Annotated in this window: 16 protein-coding genes; 2 read left to right on the forward strand and 14 right to left on the reverse strand. The window is 60.7% G+C overall.

Annotation, left to right across the window (positions count from 1 at the left end):
* Positions 1 to 8: 8 nt before the first annotated feature.
* Positions 9 to 1,157 (reverse strand): efflux RND transporter periplasmic adaptor subunit, encoded by a 1,149-nt coding sequence (locus CXK91_RS00715; protein ID WP_423833529.1) that lies wholly within the window; start codon positions 1,155 to 1,157, stop codon positions 9 to 11.
* Between the two features lie 240 nt (positions 1,158 to 1,397).
* Between CXK91_RS00715 and CXK91_RS00720 the strand changes: the two genes are divergently transcribed.
* A complete protein-coding gene (locus CXK91_RS00720) occupies positions 1,398 to 2,162 on the forward strand; it encodes an IclR family transcriptional regulator (RefSeq protein WP_256055780.1) in 765 nt (254 codons plus the stop codon).
* An 8-nt stretch (positions 2,163 to 2,170) separates the two neighbouring features.
* On the opposite strand, the gene CXK91_RS00725 is transcribed toward CXK91_RS00720, so the two are convergent.
* The 4 genes from CXK91_RS00725 to hemN form a co-directional block, all read right to left on the reverse strand.
* Positions 2,171 to 2,782 carry an SCO family protein gene (locus CXK91_RS00725; RefSeq protein WP_103454513.1) on the reverse strand — a complete coding sequence of 204 codons (612 nt, stop codon included), beginning with the start codon at positions 2,780 to 2,782 and terminating at the stop codon, positions 2,171 to 2,173.
* Between the two features lie 68 nt (positions 2,783 to 2,850).
* Positions 2,851 to 3,399 (reverse strand): adenine phosphoribosyltransferase, encoded by a 549-nt coding sequence (locus CXK91_RS00730; protein ID WP_103454514.1) that lies wholly within the window; start codon positions 3,397 to 3,399, stop codon positions 2,851 to 2,853.
* 11 nt (positions 3,400 to 3,410) lie between these two features.
* Positions 3,411 to 4,145: a fumarate/nitrate reduction transcriptional regulator Fnr gene (gene fnr, locus CXK91_RS00735; protein ID WP_103454515.1), complete on the reverse strand. Its 735-nt coding sequence runs from the start codon at positions 4,143 to 4,145 to the stop codon at positions 3,411 to 3,413.
* Positions 4,146 to 4,247: 102 nt separating this feature from the next.
* Positions 4,248 to 5,633: an oxygen-independent coproporphyrinogen III oxidase gene (hemN, locus tag CXK91_RS00740; RefSeq protein ID WP_103454516.1), complete on the reverse strand. Its 1,386-nt coding sequence runs from the start codon at positions 5,631 to 5,633 to the stop codon at positions 4,248 to 4,250.
* A gap of 203 nt (positions 5,634 to 5,836) precedes the next feature.
* On the opposite strand from hemN, the gene nadE reads away from it, so the two are divergent.
* A complete protein-coding gene (gene nadE / locus CXK91_RS00745; RefSeq protein ID WP_103454517.1) occupies positions 5,837 to 6,673 on the forward strand; it encodes an ammonia-dependent NAD(+) synthetase in 837 nt (278 codons plus the stop codon).
* 66 nt (positions 6,674 to 6,739) lie between these two features.
* On the opposite strand, the gene CXK91_RS00750 is transcribed toward nadE, so the two are convergent.
* The 9 genes from CXK91_RS00750 to ccoN all read right to left on the reverse strand — a co-directional run bounded on the left by CXK91_RS00750 (position 6,740) and on the right by ccoN (position 15,347).
* Positions 6,740 to 7,423 carry a sulfite exporter TauE/SafE family protein gene (locus tag CXK91_RS00750; RefSeq protein ID WP_103454518.1) on the reverse strand — a complete coding sequence of 228 codons (684 nt, stop codon included), beginning with the start codon at positions 7,421 to 7,423 and terminating at the stop codon, positions 6,740 to 6,742.
* Complete coding sequence (gene ccoS, locus CXK91_RS00755; RefSeq protein ID WP_103454519.1) at positions 7,416 to 7,622, reverse strand: cbb3-type cytochrome oxidase assembly protein CcoS; 207 nt, start codon at positions 7,620 to 7,622, stop codon at positions 7,416 to 7,418. Before ccoS ends, CXK91_RS00750 begins: the two co-directional genes overlap by 8 nt.
* A gap of 55 nt (positions 7,623 to 7,677) precedes the next feature.
* Positions 7,678 to 10,116: a heavy metal translocating P-type ATPase gene (locus CXK91_RS00760; RefSeq protein WP_103454520.1), complete on the reverse strand. Its 2,439-nt coding sequence runs from the start codon at positions 10,114 to 10,116 to the stop codon at positions 7,678 to 7,680.
* Between the two features lie 8 nt (positions 10,117 to 10,124).
* Positions 10,125 to 10,628 carry a FixH family protein gene (locus CXK91_RS00765; protein WP_103454521.1) on the reverse strand — a complete coding sequence of 168 codons (504 nt, stop codon included), beginning with the start codon at positions 10,626 to 10,628 and terminating at the stop codon, positions 10,125 to 10,127.
* Between the two features lie 11 nt (positions 10,629 to 10,639).
* Positions 10,640 to 12,052 (reverse strand): cytochrome c oxidase accessory protein CcoG, encoded by a 1,413-nt coding sequence (gene ccoG, locus CXK91_RS00770; RefSeq protein ID WP_103454522.1) that lies wholly within the window; start codon positions 12,050 to 12,052, stop codon positions 10,640 to 10,642.
* Between the two features lie 137 nt (positions 12,053 to 12,189).
* Positions 12,190 to 13,107 carry a cytochrome-c oxidase, cbb3-type subunit III gene (gene ccoP / locus CXK91_RS00775; RefSeq protein ID WP_103454523.1) on the reverse strand — a complete coding sequence of 306 codons (918 nt, stop codon included), beginning with the start codon at positions 13,105 to 13,107 and terminating at the stop codon, positions 12,190 to 12,192.
* Entirely contained in the window at positions 13,108 to 13,290 is a 183-nt protein-coding gene (locus CXK91_RS00780) for a cbb3-type cytochrome oxidase subunit 3 (protein WP_103454524.1), read from the reverse strand. It lies immediately after the preceding gene.
* 6 nt (positions 13,291 to 13,296) lie between these two features.
* Positions 13,297 to 13,908, reverse strand: coding sequence for a cytochrome-c oxidase, cbb3-type subunit II (gene ccoO / locus CXK91_RS00785; RefSeq protein WP_103454525.1), 612 nt, complete (start codon positions 13,906 to 13,908; stop codon positions 13,297 to 13,299).
* Between the two features lie 11 nt (positions 13,909 to 13,919).
* Complete coding sequence (ccoN, locus tag CXK91_RS00790) at positions 13,920 to 15,347, reverse strand: cytochrome-c oxidase, cbb3-type subunit I (protein WP_103454526.1); 1,428 nt, start codon at positions 15,345 to 15,347, stop codon at positions 13,920 to 13,922.
* Positions 15,348 to 15,417 lie beyond the last annotated feature (70 nt).

Below are 15,417 nucleotides of genomic sequence, written 5' to 3' on the forward strand. Positions count from 1 at the left end.
TCAGCTCCTCAGTTGGCCGCAGCGGCGGTTGGCGTAGGGCTGAACTCGTCGACCAGCTTGACGTTCTTGGCCTCTACCGGCTTGACGGTGATGCCGCTGCGCACACGCTGAGTGCCTTCGGTGACCACCCGCTCGCCATCGGCGATGCCCTTACCGATCAGCCAGGCATTGCCGACAGTGCGCAGGGTCTCGACTTCACGGAGTTCGACGCTGTCGTCCGACTTGACCACCCAGACGCTGGGCACACCGCGTACATCGCGGCTTACCGCCTGTTGCGGCACCAGGATGGCCTCCTGCTGAGTGCCCTCCTTGAGCAGTGCGTGGACGAACATGCCGGGCAGCAACTTGCGGTCGGGGTTGGGGAACTCGGCGCGCAGGGTCACGGAACCTGTGGTCGGGGCGACGCTGACCTCTGAGAACTTCAGCGTGCCAGTCAATGGATAGGCACTGCCGTCATCCAGGGTCAGGCTGACTTGGGCCTGATCCTCACCAGTGCTCTGCAGTCGCCCGGAGTCCAGCGCGCGACGCAACTCAAGCAGCTTGGTGATGGGCTGGTTGACGTCTACATAGATCGGGTCGAGCTGGGTAACGGTGGACAGTTCCTGGGCCTGGCCATTGGTCACCAGTGCGCCTTCGGAGACTGCCGAACGCCCGATGCGCCCGGAAATCGGTGCCAGCACTTCGGTGTACTGCACATTAATGCGCGTCACCTGAACTTCGGCCTGGGCTTGTTTCCAAGCGGCCAGAGCATCGTCGTACTGCTGGCGGCTGACTGCGTTGGTCTTGAGCAGGCGCTCGTAGCGCTTGGCGAGATTCTCGGCGGTGACCAGGTTGGCCTTGGCGCGCGCCAGCTCGGCTTCATAGGTGCGCGGGTCGATCTGGTAGAGCTGCTGGCCCTTCTTCACTTCGCTGCCTTCGGTAAACAGGCGCTGTTGGACGATGCCGGACACCTGCGGACGGACCTCGGCGATACGGTAAGCCGAGGTCCGTCCGGGTAGATCGGTAGTCAGTGTCAGCGGCCGGGCCTGCACGCTATACACGCCGACCTCCGGGACAGGTGGGGCGCTGGCTACCGGCTCTTCATTGGAACAGCCGACCAACAAAAACAGGGCCGTCAGAGGAACCAACGGCCTGGCACGCAAGAATTTAGTGTGTATCACCTGTATTTCTCCTTGAGATACATATCATCATGTATCGTTATGCGGGCTAGTGTATCAGTAGGCGGTTCGGTCTCGCCAAAACAAAACTGTCCGCACAGGGTGTCGAGCGAATGCTTGCTGGCAGTGACGGGTCAGAAGGAGAGATTGTGATTGGCGTACAAACGGCGGCTGCCGGACAATGACGGCACGGCGAGCGGGGCAAATACAGGAGAGGTATCGATGACTCAAACGGACTAGATTGGCGGCGGCGGCAAGCATGCCGGTATTCAGGTGATTGCCCGTGCGGCGGCGGTCATGCGTGCCTTGGGTAACAATCCGCAGGGTCTGAGCCTGGCGGCCATCGCGCAGATCGTCGATCTGCCGCGCTCGACGGTGCAGCGCATCATCAATGCACTGGAAAGTGAATATCTGGTTGAAACCCTGGGGCCGAGTGGCGGTTTCCGGCTGGGCCCGGCGCTGGGCCAACTGATCAGTCAGACACAAACCGACATCATTTCATTGCTCAGGCCGCACATGCTGGACCTGTCCGAGCGGCTTCAGGAGTCGGTCTGTCTGAGCGCGTTGGTTGGCGACAAGGTTTATGTCCTCGATCGCACCATTGCCGAGCGCGAGTTGCGAGTCGTGTTTCCCATCGGTATCAAAGCTCCGGCCTATGCCACGGCTGGCGGCAAGGCGCATCTGGCCACGCTGTCGGAAGAGGGACTACGGCAGTTGCTGCCTGACCCGTTGCCAAATCTGACGCCTAAAACACTGAATCTGGCGGAGCTGCGTGAGCAACTGGCGCTGATCCGTGCCGGCGCCGTGGCTGAGGACCACGGTGAGCTGATCGAAGGGTTGAGTTCATTTTCGGTTCTGTTGGACACCTACCAAGGGAGTTACAGCATCTCCGTGGTGGTTCCGACACCCCGAGTGGTTTCCCATGGGGAGGCGCTCAATCAGGCGCTGCTGCTGTGCAAACAGAATGTCGAGCGGGCCATAGGACGGACTGCACGCGAAGCGTGAAGCCCTGCTCAGGGGCTTTTTGTCAGCACTTTCGTCAGGGCATCCGGCAAGGCTTCCAGTTTGAACGGCGCGCGGATATGCCCGCGCAGGGTGCCGTCGGGGGCGATCAGGGCCAGATTACCGCTGTGGGCGACGCTGTAGTCGCCTTCGGTTGCGCTGGCTGGAACGAACGGTAGGCCCAGCGCCTTGGATAATTTTTGCAGCTGCGCCATCTCGCCGGTCAGCCCGGTAAAACCCGCGCGGTAGTAGCCCAGGTAGGTTTTCAGCTGCTCGGGCGTGTCGCGTGCCGGATCGGCGGTGACCAGTACCAGTTGCAGTCGTTCGCGTACTTCGCCCGGCAATTGCCCCAAGACCCGGCGCATGTCGCTGAGCGTGGTGGGGCAGATATCCGGACAGGCGGTGAAGCCGAAGAAGAGGATATGCCAGTGGTCACGCAGTGACTGAGTGTTGAAGGGCTGGCCGTCCTGGTCGATCAGCTCGATGTTGGGCAGGGCGCGCTCGCGCGGTAGCAGCAAGAGGTTCGCGTCGTCCATTAGGGCGTTGCGATCCAGCGCGAGGGCGGGAAGGGTGAAAAAGAGCATGCCCATCAGCAGGCAGCGCAGTTGCAGGGAATCGAGCATGACAATCTCGTTTTGCAGAGGGCTTGGCCAGGCGTGAAGCCCGCCGCAAGGGCGAGCTGTCGTGGTTTTTAGCGCTCGTTCAGCTCGAATGCAGTCAGGGTAAAGGTGGGAATGTCCATGTCCTGCAGCTTGCGCGAGCCGCCCAGTTCGGGAAGATCGATGATCGCAGCGGCTTCGTAAATGTGGGCGCCCATGCGACGAACCAGTTGGGCTGCCGCGATGAAGGTTCCACCCGTGGCAATCAGGTCATCGAGCAGCAGTACCGAATCACCTTCGCAGAGGCTGTCGGCATGGACTTCGAGAAAGGCTTCGCCGTATTCGCTCTGGTAGGACTCGACCAGCACATCGGCAGGCAGTTTGCCCTTCTTGCGGAACAGAATCAGTGGTTTGTTCAGTTCATAGGCGATGATCGAGCCAATGATGAAACCGCGAGCATCCAGCGCGCCGATATGGCTGAACTCGGTTTCCACGTAGCGCTGAATCAGGCTGTCGGCAACCATGCGCAGGGCCTTGGGCGATTGCAACAGCGGGGTAATGTCTCGAAACACCACGCCGGGGCTGGGGAAATCCGGCACGGGGCGAATCAGTTTCTTGATGCTGAATTCATCGAAGATCATCAGGGGCTCCTTCAGGCGTCCATGTTTCCACCGGCCAGGGCGCACAGTCGGATGGAGTCGAGAATGCGCACTTCCTTGCCTTCAGCTTCCAGCAGACCACTGGCCTGACAGCGGGTAAAAACCCGGGAAACCGTTTCGACTGCTAGCCCCAGATAACTGCCGATTTCGTTGCGTGACATGGGCAGGCGGAACTGATTGGCGGAGAAGCCGCGCGCGCTGAAGCGGGCTGACAGGTTGATCAGGAAGGTAGCGATGCGTTCATCGGCGGTTTTCTTCGAGAGCAACAGCATCATTTGCTGATCATCGCGAATTTCGCGACTCATGATGCGCATCAGCTGACGTCGCAGCTGCGGTAGCAGAACGCTGAGTTCATCGAGGCGCTCGAAGGGGATTTCGCAAACAGAGGTGGTTTCCAGCGCCTGTGCTGAAACCGGGTAGGTTTCGGTATCCATGCCGGAAAGGCCGACCATTTCGCTGGGCAGGTGAAAACCGGTGATCTGTTCTTCTCCGGTATCGGTCACGCTGAACGTGCGCAGGGCGCCGGAGCGTATGGCGAATACGGAGCTGAATGTATCGCCTTGACGAAACAGCATTTCGCCCTTTTTCAAAGGACGGCCACGCTTGACGATGTCGTCGAGCGCGTCCATATCCTGCATATTAAGCGAAAGCGGAAGGCACAGGCCGGACAGGCTGCAATCCTTGCAATGAGCTTGCCGCTGCGTGCGGGTCTTGATCGACTCGGGCATGGGTGATCCTGAAAACCTTACGAGATGTCGCAAGATTAACTCAGGCAGCGGACTTAGGCCAATTGGTGCAAGAGTCGCAGGGTGTCGAACGGGTGGTCAGGTTCAGAAAACCTGGGAAACGCGCTGGGGCCGGTGCTCGGGCAGCAGGTAATGATCGAACTGCATGCACAGCGCACGAACCAGCAAGAGGCCCGCAGGCAATACGGCAATGCCGTCGTCACTCAGCTGGATGATGTCATCGCTGGCCATCTGCTCAAGTGCTGGCCAGGCTGACTGGAAGTATTCCTTGAAATCGATACCGAGGCTTCGCTCGATCTCCTTGAAGTGCAGCTCGAATTCACAGATGAGGTTCTGGATCACCTGCCGCCGGATCCGGTCGTCTTCGTTGCAGCGCAGGCCTCGGGCAGTGGCGAGTTGCTTCTGATCCAGCGACTTCTGGTAGAGGTTGATGTCGCTGTGGTTCTGGCAATACAGATCGCCTATCTGGCTGATGGATGACATGCCAAGCCCGATGAGATCGCAATGTCCATGAGTGGTGTAGCCCTGAAAATTCCGGGTAAGGGTGCCGTCTTCCTGGGCCATTGCCAGTTCATCATCGGGCAGGGCGAAATGGTCCATGCCGATATAGCGGTAACCGGATTGCGTCAGCCCTTCCACGCCGTTCTGCAGCATCGCCAGCTTGTCGGCTTCGCAAGGAAGGTCCGCTGCGTTGATTCGGCGCTGTCCCTGGAAGCGTTCGGGACTATGGGTATAGCTGAATAGCGATACGCGATCCGGCTGCATGGCGACAACGTTCTTCACGGTTTGCGCAAAACGCTCGGGTGTCTGCAGCGGCAGGCCATAGAGAAGATCGATGTTGATCGAGTGATATTGCAGGGTTCGCGCCGCCTCGATGATGGTTTCGGTCTGCTCCAGTGTCTGCATGCGATTGATCGCGCGTTGAACCTCGGGATTCAGGGCCTGCACGCCGATACTGATGCGGTTGAAGCCCAGCTCGCGAAGTAGGCCCATCGTTGACCAGTCGGCTTCGCGCGGATCGATTTCGATGCTGAAATCGCCGTGGTCGTCGTCCTGCAGATTGAAGTGCTTGCGCAGGTGCGCCATCAGGTGGCGCAGTTCGTCATGGCTGAGAAAGGTGGGGGTGCCACCGCCAAAGTGCAGCTGCTCGACGACCTGGTCAGGCCCGATATGGCAGGCGATCATCTCGATCTCCTTTTCCAGGCGTTCCAGATAAGGCAGCGTGCAACCGCGATCCTTGGTAATGACCCTGTTGCGCACACAGTAGTGACAGGCGTTTGCACAAAACGGCAGGTGAACGTACAGCGAAAGCGGGCGATTGGCCTGCCGGCTGCTGCGCAATGCATGCAGGAGATCGAAGGAGCCGACCTTGTCATTGAACTGAAGGGCAGTCGGATACGAGGTATAGCGCGGGCCGGTCTGATCGTAACGACGGATCAGGTCGGTATTCCAGCGAATGACGTCGAGCATCGTGCGTTCTCGGATTGACTGCAGTGGGCGGGATTCTAGGGGGGGCACACAGGTACAGACTTGACCTGCATCAAGCCAGCCCGGAGGCCGCCTGGCGCCTTGAGACGAGCGGTATGATGGGTGGAGATTTATTGGCGTGTCTGTGGTCGGATTGTCAAACTGTGGTCAGTCACTGAATTGTTCGTTTTATAAGGAGTAAGCCAATGCAAGGTCGCCAGCAGCAGATCGCTGTCGCACTCAATGTGTGCCCGCCTTTTGAGGGGCCCGAGGCCGTTCAGGCTGAAATCGACCGGCGGGTGGCTTTTATCCAGGGCTGCTTGCGTGAATCCGGATTGAAGACCCTGGTGCTGGGTATCAGTGGCGGGGTCGATTCGACCACGGCAGGGATGCTTGCTCAGCGCGCGGTCGAGGGGATGCGTGCCGCGGGCGAAGGCGACGATTATCGATTCATCGCGGTGCGTCTGCCTTACCAGGTGCAGCACGATGAAGATGAAGCGCAGCTGGCAGTGGATACCATCAGCCCGGATGAGTGTCATACGGTCAATATCGGCGCGGCGGTCCTGGGGCTTTCCCGGGCGACCGAGGCGCTGGAGCCGCTGGCGGACAGCTCGCGTGACTTCGTGCTGGGTAATACCAAGGCGCGGATGCGCATGGTGGCGCAGTACACCATCGCCAATGCGCGTCAGGGCCTGGTTATTGGCACCGACCATGCTGCCGAGGCGGTGATGGGCTTTTTCACCAAGTTCGGTGACGGCGCCTGCGACCTGACGCCGTTGGCAGGGTTGGTCAAGGGCCAGGTCCGTGAGATCGCCGCTGCACTGGGTGCTCCGCAGCAACTGGTACACAAGGTGCCTACTGCTGATCTGGAAGAACTCGAGCCGGGTAAGCCGGATGAGGTTGCCCATGGCGTGACCTATCAGGACATCGACGCCTTCCTGCAAGGTTTCGAGGTGTCGGACGAGGTCGCACGGATCATCATCGATACCTACGACAAGTCACAGCACAAGCGGGAATTGCCTAAAGAACCGCCAAGGCGGTAAAGCAGACGTTGGGTCGCGCTTCATCCACCCGACTAGCGAGCCTGGATACCGCAACCCCTCTGGCTTTCAATGCCCCATCAGCCACTGCTGGTGGGGGCCGGGTAGAGTCCAGAGGCCGAAGAGAATGACCATGATGCCGCCGGCCATGCGTACACCGCGCTTGCGCAGCAGTGCGGTCATGCGCTCGGCGGCCAGGCCGGTGGCCAGCAGGACCGGCCAGGTACCGATACCGAAGGCCAGCATCAGCAGGGCGCTGTCGAGAGCGTCGCCCTGGCTCGCCGACCAGAGCAGGGTGCTGTAGACCAGCCCGCAGGGTAACCAGCCCCAGAGCGTGCCAAGGAACAGCGCTTGCGGCATGTTGCGCACTGGCATGAGGCGGCTGGCGACGGGTTGGATATGTCGCCACAGGCCGCGCCCCATGGTTTCGATGCGTGTCAGTCCGCTCCACCAGCCTGCCAGGTACAGCCCCATGGCGATCAGCAGCAGTGCCGCCACGACCCGCAGCGCCATCGCCGCCGGGCTTTTGGCAACGGCCCAGCCGGCAAGACCGACAAGCAGGCCTGCGGCTGCATAGCTCAGTACCCGGCCAAGGTTGTAGGCCACCAGCAGACGCAGGCGCTTGCCGCGTTGCTCGGCTGGAATGGCCATGGTCAGGGCGCCCATCAAACCGCCACACATGCCCAGGCAATGTCCCCCGCCGAGCAGGCCGAGGACAAAGGCGGACAGCAGCAGGGGCACTAGCTCAGTCACGCTTGGGATTCTCCTCGTCGTTCTGCGCCGCCTGCTCGATGCCGGCCTGATGCTTCGGGTCTTCGTCGTCGAACAGAATACTGTGTGCCGGTCCGTCCAGGTCGTCGTACTGCCCCGTGTCAACGGCCCAGAAGAATACCCAGATGGCCAGCGCGACCAGAACAATCGCGACGGGTATCAGAATGTAGAGTGCGGCCATGGGGCCTCCGGAAAATGCCGTGATGCAGGTGAAGGGGGGGCGGGTGTCGCTCATCCTACTTCAGGCTGCTGGTGTTCGGCGCGTCAGGCGTTTTTGGCAGTCGGGTCAGCCTCAGCGCGTTGAGCACCACGAGCAGAGAACTGGCCGACATGCCCAGCGCAGCCCACAGTGGCGTCACCCAGCCAACGGCGGCGAACGGCAGGATCAAACCGTTGTAAAGGGTTGCCCAGCTCAGGTTTTCGATGATGATGCGGCGGCTGCGCCGTGCAACGTCGAAAGCCTGCGCCAGGCTACTGAGGCGATTGGATAGCAGCACCGCATCGGCACTGGTTTTTGCCAGGTCAGTGGCCGAACCCATGGCAACGCTGATATCAGCTGCAGCAAGTACCGGGACGTCATTGACACCATCACCGAGCATCAGCACCCGATGCCCCTGGGCCTGCAGTGCTTGCAGTCGGATGAGCTTCGCGGCGGGCGTCATACCGCCTTCGGCCTGATCGATACCCAGTTCGCGGGCAATCTGGCCGACCATGGGTGAACTATCGCCGGAGAGCAGAAGCGTCTGCCAGCCACGGGCACGGCAGGCCTCGAGCAGTGCGGGGGCATCATCACGAAGACGATCGTCCAGTACCAGCCAGGCCAGCGGCCCCTGTTCGTCACCCAGCAACAGCCACTGACCTTGTTCGCCTGGAATGGCGGGGGTAGGTTGGGTGAAGCCTTCAGCGACGAAGCCGGGTTGGCCGATTCGCAGCTTACGGCCGTCGACGCTGCCATGAAGGCCCAGGCCCGGAACGGTCTCGACGGACTCGGCGGCTTGTGGTGCTCGGCCGAAAGCACGGGCTATGGGATGTTCGGAGCGATTTTCGAGGGCTGCTGCCAGCGCCAGGCAGGTATCGGCGTCGAGTGCGCCGAGCGGGTGCACGGCGCTGAGCGTCAGGCGGCCCTCGGTAAGGGTACCGGTCTTGTCGAACACTACCGTGTCGATCTGATTGAGGCCTTCCAGCACGTGGCCGCGGGTGAGCAGCAGGCCAAGCTTGTGCAGCGTGCCGGTAGCGGCGGTCAGGGCAGTCGGCGTGGCGAGCGAAAGGGCGCAGGGGCAGGTGGCGACCAACAGGGCTAACACTACCCAGAAAGCCCGCTGAGGATCGATCTGCCACCAGATGATGCCGACGACGGCTGCAGTCAGCAGCACCACCAGCAGGAACCATTGCGCGACACGGTCAGCCAGTTCGGCAAGACGCGGCTTGTCCGACTGGGCGCGTTCCAGCAGGCGGACGATGGCCGACAGGCGCGTATCGTCACCGAGCGCCTGCACCTGGATCGTCAGCGGGCCTTCAACGTTCAGAGTGCCGGCGGTGACCGAGTCGCCAACGTCCCGCGGTTGCGGCAGGTACTCGCCGGTCAGGACCGATTCGTCAACACTCGATTGACCACTGAGGATGCGGCCATCAGCCGGGACGAGAGCGCCCGGCTGCACCAGTATGCGATCACCCACACACAGCTCGCTAAGCAGGATACGAGCGGTTTGCTCCTCTTCGTCCAGTCTCAGGCAGGACGCTGGCAGCAGGTTGACCAGTTGCGCAGTGGCCGCCGCTGTACGCTCCCGTGCACGGCGCTCCAGATAGCGGCCGGTGAGCAGGAACAGCGCGAACATGCCTACTGCGTCGAAATACAGTTCGCCCTGGCCGGTCACGGTGGACCAGATGCCGGCAAGATAGGCGCCGCCGATGGCGAGTGAGACCGAGACGTCCATGGTCAGGTGGCGTGTGCGCAGATCGCGCAGGGCACCCTTGAAGAAATCGGTACAGCAATAGAAGACGATGGGCGTGGTAAGCAGCAGCGCGGTCCAGCGCAAGGTGACGAAGAAACTTTCTGAAAGATCCAGGTTGAACTCGGGCCAGGTGGCCATGGTCGCCATCATCACCTGCATCCAGAGCAGTCCTGTTACACCAATCTGGCGCAGGCTGCGGCGGTTTTCGCTGGCCAGTCGCTCCGAGACCTGGTCGGCCTGATAGGGATGCGCGGCGTAGCCGATGCGGCGAAGCTCGGCGAGTAACTCGCTGAGCGGCAAGCGGCTGTCGCTCCAGCGCACCTGCAGACGGTGATTGGACAGATTCAGACTGGCCTCGGCGATGCCGTCGAGGCCGAGCAGATGCCGCTCGATCAGCCAGCCGCAGGCAGCACAACTGATGCCTTCGATCATCAGCGCGGTACTGGCGAGATCACCCTCATGCTGTACGAAGGGTTGCTGGACGTCCTCGCGGTCGTACAGCGCCAGCTCATCGGACAGAGCCTGAGGAAGTGCGCCGGGGTTGGTCGAAGCCTCGCTGCGGTGCAGGTAGTAGCTTTCCAGACCGGCACTGACGATGGCCTCGGCTACCGCCTGGCAACCGGGACAGCACATCGCCCGCGTCTCGTCGAGTACGCGGGCGTGCCAGGTGCTGCCGGCGGGAACCGGCAGGCCACAGTGATAGCAGGGGAGAGGACTTGCCATCGAATCGATCAGTGGTTCAGTTGGTAGGTCTGGCCGCTGCTGATTTCCATTTCCTCGAACAGGCGCCAGTCCTGCTCGCCTTCACGACCGATCAGCTCGATAAAGCGCCGACCCGTGACGGAATCCTGCATTTGCCCCTGGTACAGGCCTTCACCTTGGGGTTGCAGGATGATGCGGCGATCACGCTCGGGTTGTGTCGGCGAGAGCAGGTTGAGCACCAGTTGCGGCGGATGGCTGTTGCCGCTGAGCTGCAGCTCGGCCAGCCCGCGCTCGTCGTTGAGCTTCAGTTGCGCCTGAACCTGCAGGCGCTCGGCGAGTTTCTCGCGTTCCAGCGACTGGTTGATGCCCTTGCCGGCATCGTAGTAGTTGTCCGATACCAGGGTGTCGGCCGTGCGGATGGAAATGACCAGCAGCGAGGTGCCGAGCACCACCGCCAACGCCAGGATGCCGATGACGAACCAGGCCCAGAACTGGGTGTACCAACGGGTTTTTACGTTATCAGAAGCGCTCATGGACTACCTGTTCAGCGGATGCTCGGGCCGATGAAACGGCTCTCTGCATCGTCTTTGATTGAAGAATCGTTAGCCGACCGGATATGGAAGACGATGTCGTTGGTGCTGGAGGGCAGCTTTTCTGGCGCGATGGACAGTTCCACCGGGATGGTGATCAGTTCGCCGGCTGCCGAGTGGATTTCGTTGCGGCCTTCATAACGCAGGCCATCGATACCACTGGCCTCGATGATGTAGGTCTGTTCGCTCTGAGACTTGTTCATGACCTTCAGGGTATAGACGTTCTCCACCATGCCCTGCTCGTTCTCGCGGTACAGCACGCGGTCCTTGAGAACGTCGAGCTTGACCAGCGAACGGTCGGCCACGGCGTACGCGAACAACCCCATCATGGCCAGCAGCGCAACGGCATAACCGATCAGACGGGGCCGCATCAGGTGGGTCTTCTGACCAGACAGGTTGTGCTCGGTGGTGTAGCTGATCAGCCCGCGCGGGTAGTTCATCTTGTCCATGATGGTGTCGCAGGCGTCGATACAGGCGGCGCAGCCGATGCACTCCACCTGCAGGCCGTCACGGATGTCGATGCCGGTCGGGCAGACTTGCACGCACATGGTGCAGTCGATGCAGTCACCCAGGCCCATGGCCTTGTAGTCCGCATCCTTTTTGCGTGGGCCGCGCTTCTCGCCACGGCGCGGGTCATAGGAAACGATCAGGGTGTCTTTGTCGAACATCACGCTCTGGAAGCGCGCGTAGGGGCACATGTAGATGCACACCTGTTCACGCAGGTAGCCGGCGTTGCCATAGGTGGCCAGCGTGAAGAAGCCTACCCAGAACAGCGCCCAACCTCCGACTTGCAGGGTGAACAGGTCAGGTACCAGTTCGCGGATCGGAGTGAAATAGCCGACGAAGGTGATGCCGATGGCCAGGGATACGCCTAGCCAGATTGTGTGCTTGGCCAGTTTGCGACCGAACTTGTTGGCGCTCATGGGCGCCTTGTCCAGCTTCATGCGCTGGTTGCGATCACCTTCGGTGACCTTTTCCGCCCACATGAAAACCCAGGTGAAAACGCTTTGCGGGCAGGTGTAGCCGCACCAGACACGCCCGGCGAAGACGGTAATGAAGAACAGGCCGAAGGCACAGATGATCAGCAGCGCCGACAGCAGGATGAAGTCCTGCGGCCAGAAGGTGGCGCCGAAGATGTAGAACTTGCGCTCGGGCAGGTCCCACCAGACCGCCTGACGACCATTCCAGTTCAGCCAGGCAGTACCAAAATAGAGGATGAACAGCAGGCCGCCGCCTACAAGACGCAGATTGCGGAAAAGACCGGTGAACGAGCGGGTATAGATTTTTTCACGAGCAGCGTAGAGGTCTGTTGAAGCCTGGACCTTGTTCGGGGGGGTTACATCATGAACGGGGATTTGCTCAGTCATCGAATGCGTACCACGGCGGAGGGTGAGTGTCCCGGTCGGTACATGCCGACCGGGATCATTTTTCTGTCCAGCTGCGAATGGTACGCCCGGAGTATAGAGGTCGGGTGCGACAGGACGTCACCCCCGACCTCGAACGATCACTTCTCCGGTTGTTGCGAGAGGCTGTACACATAAGCTGCCAGCAGGTGCACCTTGTCATTGCCAAGAATTTCTTCCTGGGCAGGCATGCGACCGTTACGGCCGTAGCGCAGGGTCTGCTGTATCTGGCCGAAACTTGAACCGTAAAGCCAGACGTTGTCCGTAAGATCCGGCGCGCCCATTGCCTGGGTGCCTTTGCCTTCAGGACCATGACAGGCTACACAGGTGCTGGCGAAGATCTTTTGACCCTGCTCAATGTCGATGTTGATACCCTCCGGCGTATTGCGCCCGGACAGGCTGAGCACGTAGCCGGTGACGTTGCGAATGCCATCTTCGCCAATCACGTTCAGCCAGCCTGGCATTGCAGCCTGTCGACCGGCCAGAATGCTGGTCTTGATGGTTTCGGGCTCGCCGCCCCACAGCCATTCGTTGTCGGTGAGGTTGGGGAAGCCGTAGGCGCCCTTGGCATCCGAACCGTGGCAGACCGAACAGTTGGACGCAAACAGACGACCGCCCATTTTCAGGGCCTGCGGATCCTTGGCGACTTCTTCAACCGGCATGGAGGCGAACTTGGCATAGAGCGGGCCGTACTGCTCGTTGGCGCGGTCCATCTCGCGTTGCCATTCCTTGACCTGGGTCCAGCCACCTTCGTAGCCGGGCAGGATGCCTTTCCAATTGCCCAGTCCCGGATAGAGGACCAGATAGCCGAGGGCGAATATCACGGTGCCGACGAACAGCATGAACCACCAGCGCGGCAGCGGATTGTCGTATTCCTCGATGCCATCATAGGAATGGCCGACGGTTTCTTCGGTGCTTTCGTGGCGTTGTCCCTTGCGAGTTGCCAGTAGCAGCCATACCAGCGCGGCAATGGTGCCCAGGCTCAGTAGGGTGATGTACCAACTCCAAAACGAGGTCATTTATTTCTTACTCCTGGACGCTTCTTCATCACGCTTCTTGGCGTCGGGCTCGTCTGCGAAGGGCAGGTTGGCGGCTTCATCGAAGCTGTTCTTGCGTTTGCTGCTGTAAGCCCAGAGCACGACGCCAATGAAGGCGACGACGACTAAAATAGTGCCCAGACCGCGAAGAGTCCCGATATCCATGGTGCGTTACCGTTTGTTGGTGAGTGCAGTGCCAAGGACCTGCAGGTAGGCCACCATGGCATCCATTTCGGTCTTGCCCCTTACCGCGTCTTTCGCACCGGCGATATCTTCATCGGTGTAAGGCACGCCCAAGGTGCGCAAGGCGTTCATCTTTTTGGGGGTGTCCCGGCCGTCGAGGGTGTTTTCCACCAGCCACGGGTAGGACGGCATCTTCGATTCCGGCACTACGTTGCGCGGGTTGTACAGATGCGCGCGGTGCCAGTCATCGGAGTAGCGGCCGCCGACACGGGCCAGGTCCGGACCGGTACGCTTGGAGCCCCACAGGAACGGATGGTCGTAGACGCTTTCGCCCGCGACGGAGTAGTGGCCGTAGCGCTCGGTTTCTGCGCGGAACGGACGGATCATCTGTGAATGGCAGCCGACGCAGCCTTCACGGATGTAGAGGTCACGACCTTCGAGCTGCAGTGCGGTGTAGGGCTTCATGCCTTCCACCGGCTCGTTGACGACATCCTGGAAGAACAGCGGGACGATCTGGGTCAGACCGCCGATGCTCACCGCGAGGATCATGAACAGGGTCAGCAGACCGACGTTCTTTTCCAGTATTTCGTGATTCTTCATTGCTCGGCTCCTCAGGCGATCTGTGCGGCAGCGTTATAGTCGGCAGCCTTGGCGTGACGCACGGTGCGCCAGGTGTTGTAGGCCATCAAGAACATGCCGATGAGGAAGAACGCACCACCGATCATGCGGATCACGAAGCCTGGGTGGCTGGCTTCAAGTGCTTCGACGAACGAGTAGGTGAGGGTGCCGTCTTCGTTGATCGCACGCCACATCAGGCCTTGGGCGATGCCGTTGACCCACATCGAGGCGATGTAGAGCACGGTGCCGATGGTAGCCAACCAGAAGTGTGCGTTGATCAGGCCGATGCTGTGCATCTGCTCGCGAGCGAAGACCTTCGGAATCAGGTGATACATCGAACCGATGGTGATCATCGCCACCCAGCCGAGGGCGCCGGCGTGTACGTGGCCGATGGTCCAGTCGGTGTAGTGGGACAGGGCGTTGACGGTCTTGATGGCCATCATCGGACCTTCAAAGGTCGACATGCCGTAGAACGCCAGGGAGACCACCAGGAAGCGCAGGATCGGATCGGTACGCAGCTTATGCCAGGCGCCGGACAGGGTCATCATGCCGTTGATCATGCCGCCCCAGCTCGGTGCCAGCAGGATGATCGACATCACCATGCCCAGGCTCTGCGCCCAGTCTGGCAGCGCGGTGTAGTGCAGGTGGTGCGGGCCGGCCCAGATATAAAGGGTGATCAGCGCCCAGAAGTGGACGATCGACAGGCGATAGGAATACACCGGACGCTCGGCCTGCTTGGGCACGAAGTAATACATCATGCCGAGGAAGCCGGTGGTCAGGAAGAAGCCCACGGCATTGTGGCCGTACCACCACTGCACCATCGCATCGGTCGCGCCGGCGTAGATGGAGTAGGACTTGAACCAGGTAACCGGGATTTCCAGGTTATTGACGATGTGCAGCATCGCCGTCACCAGGATAAAGGCGCCGAAGAACCAGTTGCCCACATAAATGTGCTTGGACTTGCGCTTCATGATGGTGCCGAAGAACACCAGCGCATAGGAAATCCAGACCACAGCCAGCAGGATGTCGATCGGCCATTCCAGTTCGGCGTATTCCTTGGAACTGGTGAAGCCCTGCGGCAGTGTGATCACTGCGGCAACGATCACCGCCTGCCAACCCCAGAAGGTGAAGGAGGCCAGGCTGTCGGAGAACAGTCGCGCCTGGCAGGTGCGCTGCACCACATAAAAGGAGGTGGCCATCAAGGCGCAACCGCCGAAGGCGAAGATCACCGCGTTGGTGTGCAGCGGTCGCAGACGACCGAAGCTGGTCCAGGGCAGGTCGAAGTTGAGTCCCGGCCACACAAGCTGCGCGGCGATAAAGACTCCCAGACCCATCCCGATGATTCCCCACACCACCGTCATGATGGCGAACTGGCGAACCACCTTATAGTTATATGCAGTCTCACTTATTGCTGTGCTCATGCAAGGCTTCCACGCTAAATGGCATATCAAGGGGGGCAAAAACGGCGGCAAGTATGGAGAAAGGAGGGGG

Source organism: Stutzerimonas stutzeri, assembly GCF_002909485.1.
Lineage (GTDB): Bacteria > Pseudomonadota > Gammaproteobacteria > Pseudomonadales > Pseudomonadaceae > Stutzerimonas > Stutzerimonas stutzeri_AH.